This window comes from Shinella curvata (assembly GCF_022899935.1).
GTDB classification, from domain to species: domain Bacteria; phylum Pseudomonadota; class Alphaproteobacteria; order Rhizobiales; family Rhizobiaceae; genus Shinella; species Shinella curvata.
Genome location: NZ_JALJCJ010000001.1, coordinates 827,803 through 841,043, shown reverse-complemented (window position 1 = coordinate 841,043; position 13,241 = coordinate 827,803). Strand labels below are relative to the sequence as shown.

At 63.5% G+C, this 13,241-nt stretch carries 13 protein-coding genes; 7 read left to right on the top strand and 6 right to left on the bottom strand.

Annotation, left to right across the window (positions count from 1 at the left end; all coding sequences use genetic code 11):
- Position 1 precedes the first annotated feature (1 nt).
- The 5 genes from MUU55_RS04030 (at position 2) to MUU55_RS04010 (ending at position 5,628) form a co-directional block, all read left to right on the top strand.
- Positions 2-1,270, top strand: coding sequence for a Zn-dependent hydrolase (locus tag MUU55_RS04030; RefSeq protein WP_244759463.1), 1,269 nt, complete (start codon positions 2-4; stop codon positions 1,268-1,270).
- Entirely contained in the window at positions 1,270-2,361 is a 1,092-nt protein-coding gene (locus tag MUU55_RS04025; RefSeq protein ID WP_244759462.1) for a thiohydantoin desulfurase, read from the top strand. Before MUU55_RS04030 ends, MUU55_RS04025 begins: the two co-directional genes overlap by 1 nt.
- 15 nt (positions 2,362-2,376) lie before the next feature.
- Entirely contained in the window at positions 2,377-2,706 is a 330-nt protein-coding gene (locus MUU55_RS04020) for a TfoX/Sxy family protein (RefSeq protein ID WP_244759461.1), read from the top strand.
- A gap of 29 nt (positions 2,707-2,735) precedes the next feature.
- Positions 2,736-4,403 carry a thiourocanate hydratase gene (locus MUU55_RS04015; RefSeq protein ID WP_244759460.1) on the top strand — a complete coding sequence of 556 codons (1,668 nt, stop codon included), beginning with the start codon at positions 2,736-2,738 and terminating at the stop codon, positions 4,401-4,403.
- 184 nt (positions 4,404-4,587) lie between these two features.
- On the top strand, positions 4,588-5,628 hold the full coding sequence (locus MUU55_RS04010) for a glycoside hydrolase family 25 protein (RefSeq protein ID WP_244759459.1): 1,041 nt from the start codon (positions 4,588-4,590) through the stop codon (positions 5,626-5,628).
- Between the two features lie 24 nt (positions 5,629-5,652).
- Here MUU55_RS04010 and MUU55_RS04005 read toward each other — a convergent pair whose 3' ends face one another.
- A complete protein-coding gene (locus MUU55_RS04005; RefSeq protein WP_244759458.1) occupies positions 5,653-6,252 on the bottom strand; it encodes a YdeI/OmpD-associated family protein in 600 nt (199 codons plus the stop codon).
- Positions 6,253-6,416: 164 nt separating this feature from the next.
- On the opposite strand from MUU55_RS04005, the gene MUU55_RS04000 reads away from it, so the two are divergent.
- A complete protein-coding gene (locus MUU55_RS04000) occupies positions 6,417-7,139 on the top strand; it encodes a L,D-transpeptidase (RefSeq protein ID WP_244759457.1) in 723 nt (240 codons plus the stop codon).
- A 58-nt stretch (positions 7,140-7,197) separates the two neighbouring features.
- On the opposite strand, the gene MUU55_RS03995 is transcribed toward MUU55_RS04000, so the two are convergent.
- The 5 genes from MUU55_RS03995 to MUU55_RS03975 form a co-directional block, all read right to left on the bottom strand.
- Positions 7,198-7,959 carry an SDR family NAD(P)-dependent oxidoreductase gene (locus MUU55_RS03995; protein WP_244759456.1) on the bottom strand — a complete coding sequence of 254 codons (762 nt, stop codon included), beginning with the start codon at positions 7,957-7,959 and terminating at the stop codon, positions 7,198-7,200.
- A gap of 5 nt (positions 7,960-7,964) precedes the next feature.
- Entirely contained in the window at positions 7,965-8,789 is an 825-nt protein-coding gene (locus tag MUU55_RS03990) for an ABC transporter permease (RefSeq protein WP_244759455.1), read from the bottom strand.
- A complete protein-coding gene (locus MUU55_RS03985) occupies positions 8,789-9,655 on the bottom strand; it encodes an ABC transporter permease (protein ID WP_244759454.1) in 867 nt (288 codons plus the stop codon). Before MUU55_RS03985 ends, MUU55_RS03990 begins: the two co-directional genes overlap by 1 nt.
- Before the next feature lie 92 nt (positions 9,656-9,747).
- The gene (locus MUU55_RS03980; RefSeq protein ID WP_244759453.1) at positions 9,748-10,908 is read right to left on the bottom strand and encodes a polyamine ABC transporter substrate-binding protein; all 1,161 of its coding nucleotides are present in this window, start codon (positions 10,906-10,908) and stop codon (positions 9,748-9,750) included.
- 39 nt (positions 10,909-10,947) lie between these two features.
- Positions 10,948-12,021 (bottom strand): ABC transporter ATP-binding protein, encoded by a 1,074-nt coding sequence (locus MUU55_RS03975; protein WP_244759452.1) that lies wholly within the window; start codon positions 12,019-12,021, stop codon positions 10,948-10,950.
- A gap of 195 nt (positions 12,022-12,216) precedes the next feature.
- Between MUU55_RS03975 and MUU55_RS03970 the strand changes: the two genes are divergently transcribed.
- A complete protein-coding gene (locus MUU55_RS03970) occupies positions 12,217-13,014 on the top strand; it encodes a helix-turn-helix transcriptional regulator (RefSeq protein WP_244759451.1) in 798 nt (265 codons plus the stop codon).
- Positions 13,015-13,241: the final 227 nt, after the last annotated feature.

Genomic DNA, 13,241 nt, shown 5'->3' with positions numbered 1-13,241 from the left:
CATGGCTCGTGCAAGCAATCTGCCGGTCGATCCTGCCCGCATCGCGGATGTGATCGACGGGCTGGCCAAGCTCACCGAGCCCGGCCGGCCCTACACACGGCGTGCCTTTACCGCTCTGTTCCCGGCGGGGCGGGATTTTCTCGACGAAAGATTTCGGGCCGCGGGGCTCGAGACACGCATTGATGCCGCCGGCAATCTGGTTGCCCGGCGGCCGGGCAAAAAGCCCGGTCTCGGCACGATCATGCTCGGCTCGCATTCCGATACGGTGCCGGATGGCGGGCGCTATGACGGTATTGCCGGCGTAGCGGTGGCGCTGGAAGTGGCGCAGGCCCTGGCCGACAAGGGCATCGAACTCAATCATGATCTGGAGGTCGTCGATTTCCTCGCCGAGGAGGTCTCGATCTTCGGCGTTTCCTGCATCGGCAGTCGCGGCATGGCGGGTGTGCTGCCTGCGGACTGGCTGTTGCGGGAGAGGGACGGACTGACACTGGAGCAAGGTATCCGCGATGTCGGTGGCGACCCTGCGCGCATCGCCGCCGAAGCGCGCAAGGATATTTCCGCATTTCTCGAACTGCATATCGAGCAGGGGCCGGTGTTGGAGACCGAAAGGCTTGATATCGGCGTGGTGACCGCGATTGCCGGGATCACGCGCATCGAGATCATCGTCGAGGGCCGGGCGGATCATGCCGGCACGACGCCGATGGGTTCGCGTGCCGATGCGCTGGCGGCGGCCGCGCGGCTGGTCTCGGGCATCGAGGCCTTGGCGAAATCGCTCTCGGAAGGACCGGGCCACTTCACGGCAACCGTCGGCGAATTCTCCATCGAGCCGAATGCCGCCAATGTCGTGCCGTCGCGCGCCCGCCTGCTGATCGATGCTCGGGCGGAGGAGCGCAACGCGATGGACCTCTTCGCCGCCTCGGTCGACCAGCTTGCCGATGGGATCGCGCGCGAGACCGGCACAACCATCGCCGGGCCGCGGCGCATTTCCGATAACATGCCGACGCCGGGCGATCCGCTGGTGCTCGACGTGCTGGATGCCGCCTGCGAGACGGCCGGCGCCAGCCATCGGCGCATGGCCTCGGGTGCGGGTCACGACACCGCCTTCATGGCGAAGGTGACGCGGTCGGCGATGATCTTCGTGCCGTGTCTCGGTGGGCGCAGCCATGCGCCGGAGGAATTTGCCGAGACCGACGATATCGCGCTCGGGGCGGCGGTGCTTTTTAATGCAGTGATTCAGCTGGATCAGAAATTGAGTCAGGAGAGCGTCTAATGGGCCGGATTTTAAAGGAAAAAGACGTCGAGGCGGCGGTCAAGGGCGGCTCGGTCTATGCCGCCGGCGGCGGTGGTTGGGCGGACCATGGGCGCATGCTCGGCTATGCCGCGGTGTCGATCGGCAAGCCGGAACTGGTCTCCATCGATGAGCTCTCCGATGACGACTGGGTGGCGACGGCGGCGGCCATCGGCGCTCCGGCCTCGACCACGCCTTGGGAAATGCGCGGCGTCGATTATGTGAAGGCGGTGGAGCTTCTGCAGGAGGCGCTCGGCGAGAAAGTCGCGGCGCTGATGGTCGGCCAGAACGGTAAGTCCTCGACGCTGAACGGCTGGCTGCCTTCGGCCATCCTCGGCACCAAGGTGCTGGATGCCGTGGGTGACATGCGCGCGCATCCGACCGGTGACATGGGCTCGATCGGCATGGCGGGCTCCCCCGAGCAGATGATCCAGACGGCCGTCGGCGGCAATCGCGACGAGAACCGCTATATCGAGCTCGTCGTGCGTGGTGCGACGGCAAAGGTCTCGCCGATCCTGCGCACCGCCTCCGACATGTCCGGCGGCTTCATCGCCTCCTGCCGCAACCCGCTGCGCGCCTCCTATGTGCGCAAGAATGCTGCACTCGGCGGCATCTCGCTGGCACTGACGCTTGGCGAGGCGATCATCGCGGCGGAAGGCAAGGGCGGCTCGGCGATCATCGACGCGATCGTCAAGACGACCGGCGGCTCGATCCTCTCCGAGGGTGTGATCACCGACAAGTCGGTGGTCTATACCAAGGAGGCCTTCGACATCGGCACGGTGACGGTCGGCAAGGGCGATACCGCCTCGGTGCTGCATGTCATGAATGAATATATGGCGGTGGAATCGGCGGACGGAAAGCGCCGCGCGACCTTCCCCGATGTCATCACCACGCTCTCGCCCGAGGGCGAGCCGCTGAGCGTCGGGCAGCTCGAAGTCGGCATGAAAGTCTTCGTGCTGCATGTGCCGAAGTCGATCATCCCACTCGCCTCCAGCGTGCTCGACCCGACGGTCTATCCCTCGGTCGAAAAGGCGATGGGGATCGACCTCGTCAGCTACGCCCTGGCGAAATAGGCGGGAGAGCGGGCGATGGCACGGGACAGGGAACTGGAAGACATCGTCCGCACCGATCTCGGCTTTCGCGCGGGCCTTTCGGAAAAGCCGATGTTCGGCGGGCTTGCCTGGCTCTTGGACGGGCACCTTCTGTGTGGCGCGCGCAAGGAGGGCATGCTTACTCGCCTCGGCAAGGGCAACGATGCCTGGGCGCTCGCCATCGACGGCATCGCGCCGATGGTGATGGGCGAACGGGTGATGGAGGGCTGGGTGCGCGCCTCGCCCGACGCCTGCGCCGACGAAATGCTGCGCCGGCGCCTGATTTCCGAGGCCATCGCCTTTGTCGATACGCTGCCGCCGAAGTAACGAATTCTGTTTTTCAAAGAGGGACGTCCATGCCCAAAGCCAATCCGCGCCATCCGAATTATCCGATCCCCAGCGGCGATGTGCTGCGTGCCAAGGGCTGGCGGCAGGAGGGGCTGTTGCGGCTGCTCGAAAACGTGCTGTCGGTCGGCGAGGACCCGGACAATCTCATCGTCTACGCCGCACTCGGCAAGGCGGCGCGCAACTGGGCGGCGCACAAGGCCATCGTCAAGGCGCTGACGGAGATGGACGAGGACCAGACGCTGGTCATCCAGTCCGGCAAGCCGGTCGGGCTCTTGAAAACCCATGCGAAGGCGCCGCTCGTCATCATGGCGAATTGCAATATCGTCGGGCAATGGGCGAAGGCGGAGGTCTTCTATGAACTCCAGCGCAAGGGCCTGATCTGCTGGGGCGGGCTGACCGCTGGCGCCTGGCAATATATCGGCAGTCAGGGCGTCATCCAGGGCACATATGAAATCTTCATGCGCATTGCGGAAAAACGCTTCGGCGGCAGTCTCGCCGGCTGTTTCATCCTGACGGCTGGTCTTGGCGGCATGGGCGGCGCGCAGCCGCTCGCCGGGCGCATGGCGGGGGCGGCCATTCTCTGCGTCGATATCGATCCGGCACGCGCCGCTGCGCGCAAGGCCGTCGGTTACCTTGAACATGTCGCGCCGGATCTCGATACGGCGCTCGCCATGATCGACGAAGCGGTGAAGGACAAGCGCGCGACCTCGATCGGTCTCGTCGGCAATGCGGCGGAGATTTATCCGGAGATCGCGCGGCGCGGCATCGTGCCGGACATCGTCACGGACCAGACCTCGGCGCACGACCTTGTCTACGGCTATGTGCCGAAGGGCATGAGCCTCGATCAGGTGAAGGGTCTGCGCGATGACGGGCAGGGGCAGCTGATGGCGGCAAGCCGCGCCTCGATCGTCGAACATGTCTCCGCCATGCTGGATTTCCAGAGGATGGGTTCGGAGGTTTTCGACAACGGCAACCTCATCCGCACGCAGGCGCGGGAGGGCGGTGTGACCAACTCTTTCGATATTCCGATCTTCACAGAAGCCTATCTGCGGCCGCTCTTCGCGCGTGCCATCGGGCCGTTCCGCTGGATGGCGCTGTCGGGCGAGGAAAGCGATATCGCCCGCATCGACGATCTCGTGCTGGAGATGTTCCCGGACAATTTCATCGTCACCAACTGGATTCGCCTTGCCCGCGAGAACGTGCCTTTCGAGGGCCTGCCGGCGCGCATTGCCTGGCTCGGCCATGGCGAGCGCACGGAATTGGCGCTGGCCGTCAACAAGCTGGTCGCGGCGGGTGAGCTTAAGGGGCCGATCGCCTTTTCGCGCGACCATCTCGATGCCGGTGCCATGGCGCATCCGAACATCATGACGGAGCGCATGAAGGACGGTTCGGATGCCATCGCCGACTGGCCGCTGCTGGATGCCATGTTGCTTTCCTCCTCGATGGCCGACCTCGTCGTCATCCATTCGGGCGGCGGCGGTTATGCCGGTTACATGACGAGCTGCGGCGTGACACTGGTGGCTGATGGCACGGCTGGCGGTGCGGAGCGACTACAGCATGCGCTGACCAATGATACCGCGCTTGGCGTGATCCGCTATGCGGATGCCGGCTACGAGGAATCGCTCGACGAAATCGAAAAGAAGGACATCGGCTACATCAGGATCGGCAATGCCTGACGGGTTGTCGGACACGCTTTCGTGACCGAAACCAGCAGGAGTAGTGAAGGTAAGTGCTGCTAAGTGCCTGAAATGTCACGGCCAGCGTAAACCTTGCATTTAACATTTCGCGGTAATCTTCCGTTAGTAATTCCGTCTGCGTGCTGTGGGCGGGGGCTTCGGTTTGTTTTGCGTGCGAGTGCCTATGCGTCTTTCGGTCCTGACAGCGATCCTGCTCGGCTGCGCCTCCATGGCGGGCTGTGCCTCAAGCTCCAATCCCGAGACTGCCCTGTCGATAAAACCGTCGGCAGAGGTCACCAGCTCCGTGAAATCAGGGCCTGTCCCGGAAGTCGCGGTCGGCGAAGGCAAGGTGAAGGCGGATGGCGGTGCGGAAATGCTCGCCTGGGCCGGTGCCACGCCGGAAAATCACGTCTTCGAAACCATGGAAAAGCAGTCTGCCGTTCCCGAGACGCGGCCGGAAAACGCTGTCTTCGCCATCGAGCCGTCCGTCGGGCGTTCGGCCAAGCGCTCGCGCGTCTACAGCCAGCAGTTCCGCGATGCCCATCCCATCAACTTCGGCAAGCGTGCACCGAAACATTATCAGGTGCACGGCGTCGACGTGTCGCGCTGGCAGGGTGATATCGACTGGATGAAGCTGCGCACGCAGGGTGCCAACTTCGCTTTCATCAAGGCGACGGATGGCGGCGACCATCTCGATCCGATGTTCCAGAAGAACTGGCGTCTGGCGAAGGAGGCCGGTATTCGCCGCGGCGCCTACCACTTCTTCTACTGGTGCCGCGTGGCGAGCTCCCAGGCCGAGTGGTTCATCCGCAACGTGCCGCGCGATCCCGATGCTCTGCCGCCGGTTATCGACGCCGAGTACAATGGCGAATCCGCGTGCAAGAAGCGCCTGACGCGTGCGCAGTATGTCGAGAAGATCAAGGTCTTCGCCGAGATGCTGGAGCGCCACTATGGCAAGCGCCCGATCATCTACACGGCGCCTGACTTCTATGAGGACAATCTCTCGGGCGAGCTGACGCAATATCCGTTCTGGCTGCGCTCGGTCGCAGCCCACCCGTCGAAGCGCTATCCGAACCGCCGCTGGACCTTCTGGCAATATTCCGGCTCGGGCCTGTCGCACGGCGTTTCCGGCAAGATCGATCTCAATGTCTTCGCCGGCAGCGAGAGCGACTGGCACAACTGGCTCGCCGGCCAGTCCGGCACGCGCACGGCCAGCGCCAACTGATCGAACGCGGCTTAACGGGACGGTCTATTTCTGCTTTTGCGGATAGATCGTCTCGCCGCGTTTCAGCATCTCCACGAAAGCCTCGATCCGCCGCTTGCGCGCAGCCTCCGTCTTGACGTTGTGCAGGCGAAAGGCCAGCGCAAAGCGGTTCTGCTCGGTCAGCTTGCCGAGCATCTCCCTGGCCGCAGGTTCCGCATCGATAGCGGCTTGGAAATCGTCTGGGATTTTCAGGTCCTTGCCGCTGCCATAGGCCTTCTCCCAGCGTCCATCGGCCTTTGCGGCTTCCACCTGTTTCAGCCCATGTTTGGTCATCCGCCCGCTCTCGGTCAGTCGGCCGACGGTGTCGACATTCTTCTTGCTCCACACGCTTTTCTTGCCGCGCGGGCAGTAGCGCTGGAAGAAGCTCTTTTCGTCATGGCTCTTGCGGATGGCGTCGATCCAGCCCCAGCAGAGCACGACCTCGATCGCCTCCTCGGAGGTGATTGACGGCAGGCCGGATGCTTTTTTGTGAAGCTTGATCCAGACTTCCGGCGCGCTGGCATGGTTCTCGTCGAGCCAGCGATAGAAGCTGTCGAGATCGACGAATTCGCGGACATGCGCCGGATTGATTTCCACAGGGGCCATCGTGTTTTCCTCGTTGCGCCGGGCCGGGCGTGACCGCTTTGCATCGCCTCTATAAAACGAAGGGGCGATGCCGAAGATGTGAAGCCCGTTCTTCTTGCCAGCCACCCGACGCTTTGGATAGCCATCGGCCTCAACCCGTCTATCCCATTGGAGTCCTATCGAGAATGTCCACGGTGTGCACTTTGTCGCGCAGAGCCTTTTTCCTTGGCGCTGCCGCGACGCTTGCGGGCTGCGCGACCACGCAGCCGTCTACCAAGATTGTTCCGGTTCCGCAGAAGATCCGTTACCCCATCACGCCGGCGACGGACGAGGAACTGGCCGCGCGCTATGCCGCGCTGGAAGACGGCGGCCACCAGATTCCGGCCATTCCCTACACGCAGATCGACCCGAAATATTATCGCCAGCGCGTGCAGGACCCGACGGGCGAGGCTCCGGGCACCGTCGTCGTCGATACGCCGAACCGGTTCCTCTATGTCGTCGAGCCCGGCGGCACGGCGATGCGTTATGGCGTGGGTATCGGCCGCGACGGTTTTGCCTGGGAGGGCGAGGGCGTCATCCAGTGGCGTCAGCCCTGGCCGCGCTGGAAGGTGCCGGCCGACATGATCGCCCGCACGCCGAGCCTTGCGAAATATTCCGTCGAGAACGGCGGCATGGAGCCGGGTATCAAGAACCCGCTCGGCGCGCGTGCGCTCTATATCTTCCAGAACGGCAAGGACACGCTCTACCGCCTGCACGGCTCGCCGGAGTGGAAGTCGATCGGCAAGGCGACGTCGTCGGGCTGCGTGCGGCTGATCAACCAGGATGTGCTCGATCTCTACAAGCGCGTGCCCTATCACGCCCGCATCGTCGTGCATCAGGGCTCGCTCGGCACGCCGGTCGGCGTGTAAACTTTCCTGTTGACGCAATTCCGGACGCAAAACCGCTGCGCGCTTTTGCTGGAATTGCTTAGGTCACCGTCTCGCCCCCATCGACGACAAGAATCTGGCCGGTCATGTAGCTTGACCGGTCGGAGACGAGGAAGAGGATCGGCTCGGCGATCTCCTCGACATCGGCCCAGCGCCCCATCGGCACCTTTTCCTTGATATAGCTTTCGATCGCCTCGCGCCCGCCCATCTGGGTGATGAAGGGCGCGTTGAAGGGCGTGTCGACCCAGCCGGGGCAGAGCGCGTTGACGCGGATGCCGTGGCCCGCATAGTCGCCCGCCATCTGCTTGGTCATGGCGATGACGGCGTGTTTGGTCGTCGTATAGGCGATCATCTCGCGGTCGTAGAGCACGCCGGAGGAGGAGGCGGTGTTGAGGATCACACCCTTCTTCTGCGCCTTCATGACGGGCATGACATAGCGCGCCGCCATCAGATGGGCGCGCACATTGAGGTTCCAGGAGAAATCCAGCCCGTCGATCGGCACGCTTTCGAGATCGCCGGCCACCTGTGCGCCGGCATGGTTGTGCAGGATATCGATGCGGCCGTGGCGCGACAGCACCGAGGCGATCGCCATCTTCAGTTCGACATCGTCGGTGACGTCGACGATGACGGTCTCGGCCTTGCCGCCTTCGGCGCGGATGAAATCGACCGTCTCGTGCGCGCGCGTTTCGTCGAGATCGGCGACGCAGACGGTGGCGCCCTCGCGCGCCATGATGCGCGCGCCGGCCCGGCCGATGCCGGAGCCCGCTCCGGTGACGATGGCGACACGGTTCTTCAGGATCATCGGTCTCACTCCCCGGCAGGCGATTTCTGGGTTTTGTCCCGCATCAGAAGGCGGGAAATCAGGATGAGCAGCAGCGAGGCAACCAGCACCATGGTTGCGATGGCGTTGACCTCCGGCGTCACGCCGCGGCGGATCGAGGCGAAGACGTAGATCGGCAGCGTGGTCTTCGAGCCAGCGACGAAGAAGGCGACGATGAAATCGTCGAAGGAGAAGGTGAAGGCGAGCAGGAAACCCGACAGCACCGACGGCAGGATCTGCGGCAGCACGATATCGCGGAAGGTGGTGAAGGGCGTGGCATAGAGATCGGCCGAGGCTTCGACGATATCGCGTCCCAGCGTCGCGATGCGCGCCTTCACGATCATCGTGACGAGCGCCATGGTGAAGAGGCCGTGGGCGGCGATGATCGAGCCGTAGCCGAGGCCGAGCTGCGGCGGCCTATCACCCGGCCAGAGCGCGGCGATGGCCGGGTTGATGGCACCGAAGACGGCGACCAGCGCCACCAGCGTCGCGATGCCGATGACGACGCCAGGCACGACGATGGCGGCGGCCAGCAGGCCGTCGAAGATCGCGCGGGTGCGGGCGCCGAGGCGCTCCAGCCCGAGTGCGGCCATGGTGCCGAAGACCGCGGCGAGCGTGGCGCTTACCAGCGCGATGATCAGGCTGTTCTGCAAGGCGGTCACGAGGAACGGATTGGCGAGCGCCTTGCCGTACCATTGCGCGGAGAAGCCGGTGAACTCGCTCGCATTGCGCCCCGCATTGAAGGAGAACAGCACGACCAGCGCGATCGGCGCATAGAGGAAGACATAGACGGAGGTGATCAGCGCGCGCATCAGATGAGATCCACCTGTCTTGTGCCCGATATGCGCCAGGCGATGCGCATGGCGACCATCAGCACCACCACGACGATGGCGACGAGGGTGACGGCAATTGCCGAGCCGAAGGGCCAGTTGCGCGATTGCAGGAAGAGATCGACCAGTGCATTGCCGATGAAGAAGACCTTTCCGCCGCCGAGCAGCTGGGGAATGAGATATTCGCCGAGCAGCAGGATCGTCACCAGCGCGACGCCGGTCATGACACCGGGCAGCGAGAGCGGCAGGGTGACGGAGAAGAAGGTCGAGACCGGCTTTGCGCCGAGATCGGCGGACGCCTCCAGCAGGCGGCGGTCGAGTTTTTCGAGGCTGACATAGATCGGCATGATCATCAGCGGAAGGTAGCCGTAGACGATGCCGAGCAGCACCGCACCGGGCGTGTTGAGCAGGCGCACATCCGCAATGCCGATCATGTCGAGAAGGTTCGGAATACCGCGCGAGCCGAGGATATACATCCAGGCATAGGTGCGCACGAGCAGGCTCGTCCAGAACGGCACGACGACCAGCGAGACAAGCAGCAGCCGATGGCGCGGGCTTGCCTTGACAGCAAGATAATAAGCCGTGGGATAGGCGACGACCAGGCAGAAGAAGGCGCCGACGGGGGCGAGCAGCAAGGTGTTCCAGTAGGCAGCGGCGCGGGCCGGCAGGTTGGCATATTGTGCGAAGGTGAACGCCGCCTGATAGCCGCCCGCCGGTCCGCGCTCGCCGACGGAAAAGATCACCATGGCGATGAAGGGCAACACGAGAAAGACGAACAGCCAGACGGACGCCGGCGCCAGTAGCGCGGTCGTCACAAGCCGTCTCTTTGCCGTCATCGTCAAAGCCATGGGAAATCCGTGTTGTGTCTGGAGAATGCCGGCCCCCGTCCCGGTCCGCGCAGCCGCCCCTTGCGGAGCGGCGGTCGGGGGCCGTTTGGGCTTTAAGCCGACTTGAAGCGTGCCATCAGCTCGGCGCGTGCCGGATCCGTCAGGGTCACGGCGGCGCCGAATTCGAGCGGGGTCAGCGCTGCTTCGTCCGGATAGACGATCTTGTTGCCGGTGACTTCTGCCGGCAGCAGCGCGAGAACGCGGCTGTCGGTCGTGGGTGCGCCGTTGGCGATATGCTCCTTCACGGCATTTGCCGGATCCATCAGGAAGTTGAGCAGTGCATAGCCAGCCGGTTTGTTGGCTGCGCTCTTCGGGATCGCGTAGAAATCCGACCAGATCTCGCCGCCATCGGTGCCGAGCACGAACTGGATTTCCGGGATGTCGCGGTTGAGCTGTGCGCCGTCATTGGTCCAGCACATGGTCATCCACGCATCGGTGGCACGCATCGAGGGCTGGTAGTCGCTGTTGATCGCATAGAGATGCGGCTTGACCTTGATCAGCAGCTCCTCGGCCTTGGCGAGCTCTTCCGGCTTGATGGAATTGAACGAGAAGCCGAGCGAGACCAGCGCGTTGCCGATGGTGGTGAGCTGGTAGTCGTGCACCATGGCGCGACCGGTTGCCTCGCCCTGTGCGACCTCGAAGAAGTCCTTCCAGCTCGTGACCTTCGATTTTACCTTGTCGGAGTTGAAGGCGATGCCCGTCGTGCCCCAGTTCTTCGGCAGGGCAAACACCTTGCCGTCGACCGTACCCTCGTTGGTGAAGCGGGTGTTCTGCGTCTTGGGATCGAAATTCGGCACCTTGGCGAGATCAAGCGGTTCGATCAGGTCGAGGCCGGCATAGGTCGAGATTGTGTAGTTCGTCGGCACAAACAGGTCCCAGCCGGTACCGCCGGCCTGGAGCTTGGCCAGCATTTCCTCGTTCGAGCCGAAGACATTGACTTCGACGGCAACGCCCGTGGCGGCCGTGAAGGCTTCGAAGGTCGCCGGATCGTGGTAGTTCGGCCAAGTCGCCAGCGACATGGTGGAGCCCAGGTCTTCGGCATAGGCCGGCGAGGCGAGGAAGCCGGGCTGGCGGGCAAGAACGGCTGCGGCAAGGCCGAGGCCGGTAATGCCGAGGAAGTGGCGGCGGCTGACCGAGCCACGTTTCAGCCGCATGAATTCGTCCGTTAACTCACGGGCGCTGATCGGGGCATTCTCTCTGAACCATTTCGACATCACACTGTTCCCTTGTTGTTGTGACGAGCCTGTTTCCCTTCAGGCCGGAAAGATATGCGCTGTACCGGGATCGAAGCTTATTGCGACCCGCTCGCCCGGCGCGACGAGGTCGTTTTGTGTCTGGCGTTCGGCGGTGACGAGCATGTCGCCCAAGCCGTCGATGGCGATGGAATATTCGGCGGCGGAGCCAAGGAAGATGCGGTGCGTGACGGTGCCTTCCAGCGTCGCGGCATTGCCCGTTCCGCGCGACAGGCGGATCGCTTCGGGGCGCAGCGCCACGGTGACGGCGCCGGGGGCGAGATCCTTGCGAGACACGGGGAGCGCCGCGCCGTTGCCGAGCCTGACGGTGCCGCCGGCCTCCAAGGTACCATCGAAGCGATTGGTCTTGCCGACGAAATCGGCGACGAAGAGATCGGCCGGGCGGTCGTAGACCTCCTGCGGGGTGGCGAGCTGGCGAATGCGGCCGGCGCTCATCACGCAGACGAGGTCGCTCATCGACAGCGCCTCTTCCTGGTCGTGCGTGACGAGCACGAAGGTGATGCCGAGATCGCGTTGCAGGGTCTGCAACTCGATCTGCATGGCGGTGCGCAGCTTCTTGTCGAGGGCGGCGAGCGGCTCGTCGAGCAAGAGCACGGAGGGCTTGTTGACCAGCGCGCGGGCAAGCGCCACGCGCTGCTGCTGGCCGCCGGACATTTCATGGATGCGCCGCTTGGCGAAGCCCGACAGGCGCACCATTTCCAAGGCTTCGCCGACCCGGCGGGATATCTCTGCCACCGGCAATTTCGGCCGCAGCTGCTTCAAGCCATAGGCGACGTTCTTCTCCACGTCGAAATGCGGGAAGAGTGCGTATTGCTGGAAGACCATGTTGACCGGGCGGCGATAGGCCGGCACGCCATTGGCGACCTTGCCTGCGATCAGCACTTCGCCCTCGCTCGGCTGCTCGAAGCCGCCGATCATCCTGAGGCATGTCGTCTTGCCGCAGCCGGAAGGGCCGAGCAGGGCAACGAAGGCACCTTTCGGCACCGTGAGATTGATGTCGGAGACCGCGGTCACCGCGCCATAGCGCTTGGTCACCGAACGGAACTCGATGTCGTTCGTTGGGGCGGATATCACGTCTGTTCCCTGCGGTTGTTGGTCTCTGGGCGCTCTGTGTCGCCTTGGCCACCGTCTTGCCAAAGCTAGTCATGTGCTGGCGGGTTGGTATATACCCCGAGAGAGGTATTTTATCCGTAAATTGGCTGTGGGAGGAGTATATCTCGTTGGTGGCGGTCAACGCCTCCTGCGGGCAAATCGGGGAGCGAAAACGCCATGCGGGTCGATTTCACGGCATTTTTCCGGGCACTTGCCGATTGGACCAGCGGTTCGGAGCAGTCCGACCGCCAAACGGGCGAAACCCTGCTTGCCATGATGCACGCGCTGGTGCGTTTCGACGACATCGTTATTTTCGCCTATCGCGACAAGGCGCGGCCGATCGACCTCTTCAGCACCTTCGAGGCCGAAGATCACAATATCTTCGTGACGCTCTACCAGGCCGGCCCCTACCTGCTCGATCCGTTCTTCCATACCACCCGTGCCGGCCGCTCCGGCGTTTTCCGCATGCGCGAGCTCGCGCCCGACCGCTTCTTCTCGAGCGAATATTATCGCACCTACTATTCGCAGACCCGTCTTGCGGAAGAACTCGGCTTCTTCGTGCCGGTGGCGGATGGGGTTACGGTGGTGATGTCCCTGATGCGTCGCGAAAAGACCGGTATCTTCCCCGCACAAGAATTCGTGCTACTCAACGACGCCGAACCCTTCGTCGCCGCCTTCGTGCGGCAGGCCTGGAGCGATCTCGCGCGGCGTTTCGCTGAGACCGGACAAGGGCGCGGCCGGCGCAGCGAGCCAGTCAGCGAGGCTGACAAGGTGTGGCGCAAGCTCAACCTCACCGACCGCGAGGCTTCGATCATTGAGCTGGTGCTGCAGGGCCATTCTTCGGAATCGATCGGCCTTAAGCTCGACATCTCCACCGGCACGGTGAAGGTCCATCGCCGCAACGTCTACCGTAAGCTCGGTATCTCCTCGCAGATCCAGCTGCTGTCGATCTATCTGAAGAATATTCAGGGGTAGAGCAGTCGCAGCCGCTAGGCGCGGGAGGAGTGGGCGGCCCCAATAGGATATTCCCAATTGGATGCTCTGACGATTACCTCTCCTCCGTCATCCTCGGGCTTGACCCGAGGATCCACCTCACAAGCGCTGTGCTTGCCGTATGGATCCTCGGGTCAAGCCCGAGGATGACGGAGGAGAGGTCGTGCTTCGGAAAACGGTGCCATGCTTGCGGGCGCGTCAGTGACAGG

Excerpts from the sequence above, each read along its gene's own strand:
- MUU55_RS03980 (WP_244759453.1), bottom strand. The coding sequence starts at position 10,908 with ATGTCGAAATGGTTCAGAGAGAATGCCCCGATCAGCGCCCGTGAGTTA.
- MUU55_RS04000 (WP_244759457.1), top strand. The coding sequence starts at position 6,417 with ATGTCCACGGTGTGCACTTTGTCGCGCAGAGCCTTTTTCCTTGGCGCT.
- MUU55_RS03990 (WP_244759455.1), bottom strand. The coding sequence starts at position 8,789 with ATGCGCGCGCTGATCACCTCCGTCTATGTCTTCCTCTATGCGCCGATC.
- MUU55_RS04030 (WP_244759463.1), top strand. The coding sequence starts at position 2 with ATGGCTCGTGCAAGCAATCTGCCGGTCGATCCTGCCCGCATCGCGGAT.
- MUU55_RS03970 (WP_244759451.1), top strand. The coding sequence starts at position 12,217 with ATGCGGGTCGATTTCACGGCATTTTTCCGGGCACTTGCCGATTGGACC.
- MUU55_RS04020 (WP_244759461.1), top strand. The coding sequence starts at position 2,377 with ATGGCACGGGACAGGGAACTGGAAGACATCGTCCGCACCGATCTCGGC.
- MUU55_RS04010 (WP_244759459.1), top strand. The coding sequence starts at position 4,588 with ATGCGTCTTTCGGTCCTGACAGCGATCCTGCTCGGCTGCGCCTCCATG.
- MUU55_RS04015 (WP_244759460.1), top strand. The coding sequence starts at position 2,736 with ATGCCCAAAGCCAATCCGCGCCATCCGAATTATCCGATCCCCAGCGGC.
- MUU55_RS03985 (WP_244759454.1), bottom strand. The coding sequence starts at position 9,655 with ATGGCTTTGACGATGACGGCAAAGAGACGGCTTGTGACGACCGCGCTA.
- MUU55_RS04025 (WP_244759462.1), top strand. The coding sequence starts at position 1,270 with ATGGGCCGGATTTTAAAGGAAAAAGACGTCGAGGCGGCGGTCAAGGGC.
- MUU55_RS04005 (WP_244759458.1), bottom strand. The coding sequence starts at position 6,252 with ATGGCCCCTGTGGAAATCAATCCGGCGCATGTCCGCGAATTCGTCGAT.
- MUU55_RS03995 (WP_244759456.1), bottom strand. The coding sequence starts at position 7,959 with ATGATCCTGAAGAACCGTGTCGCCATCGTCACCGGAGCGGGCTCCGGC.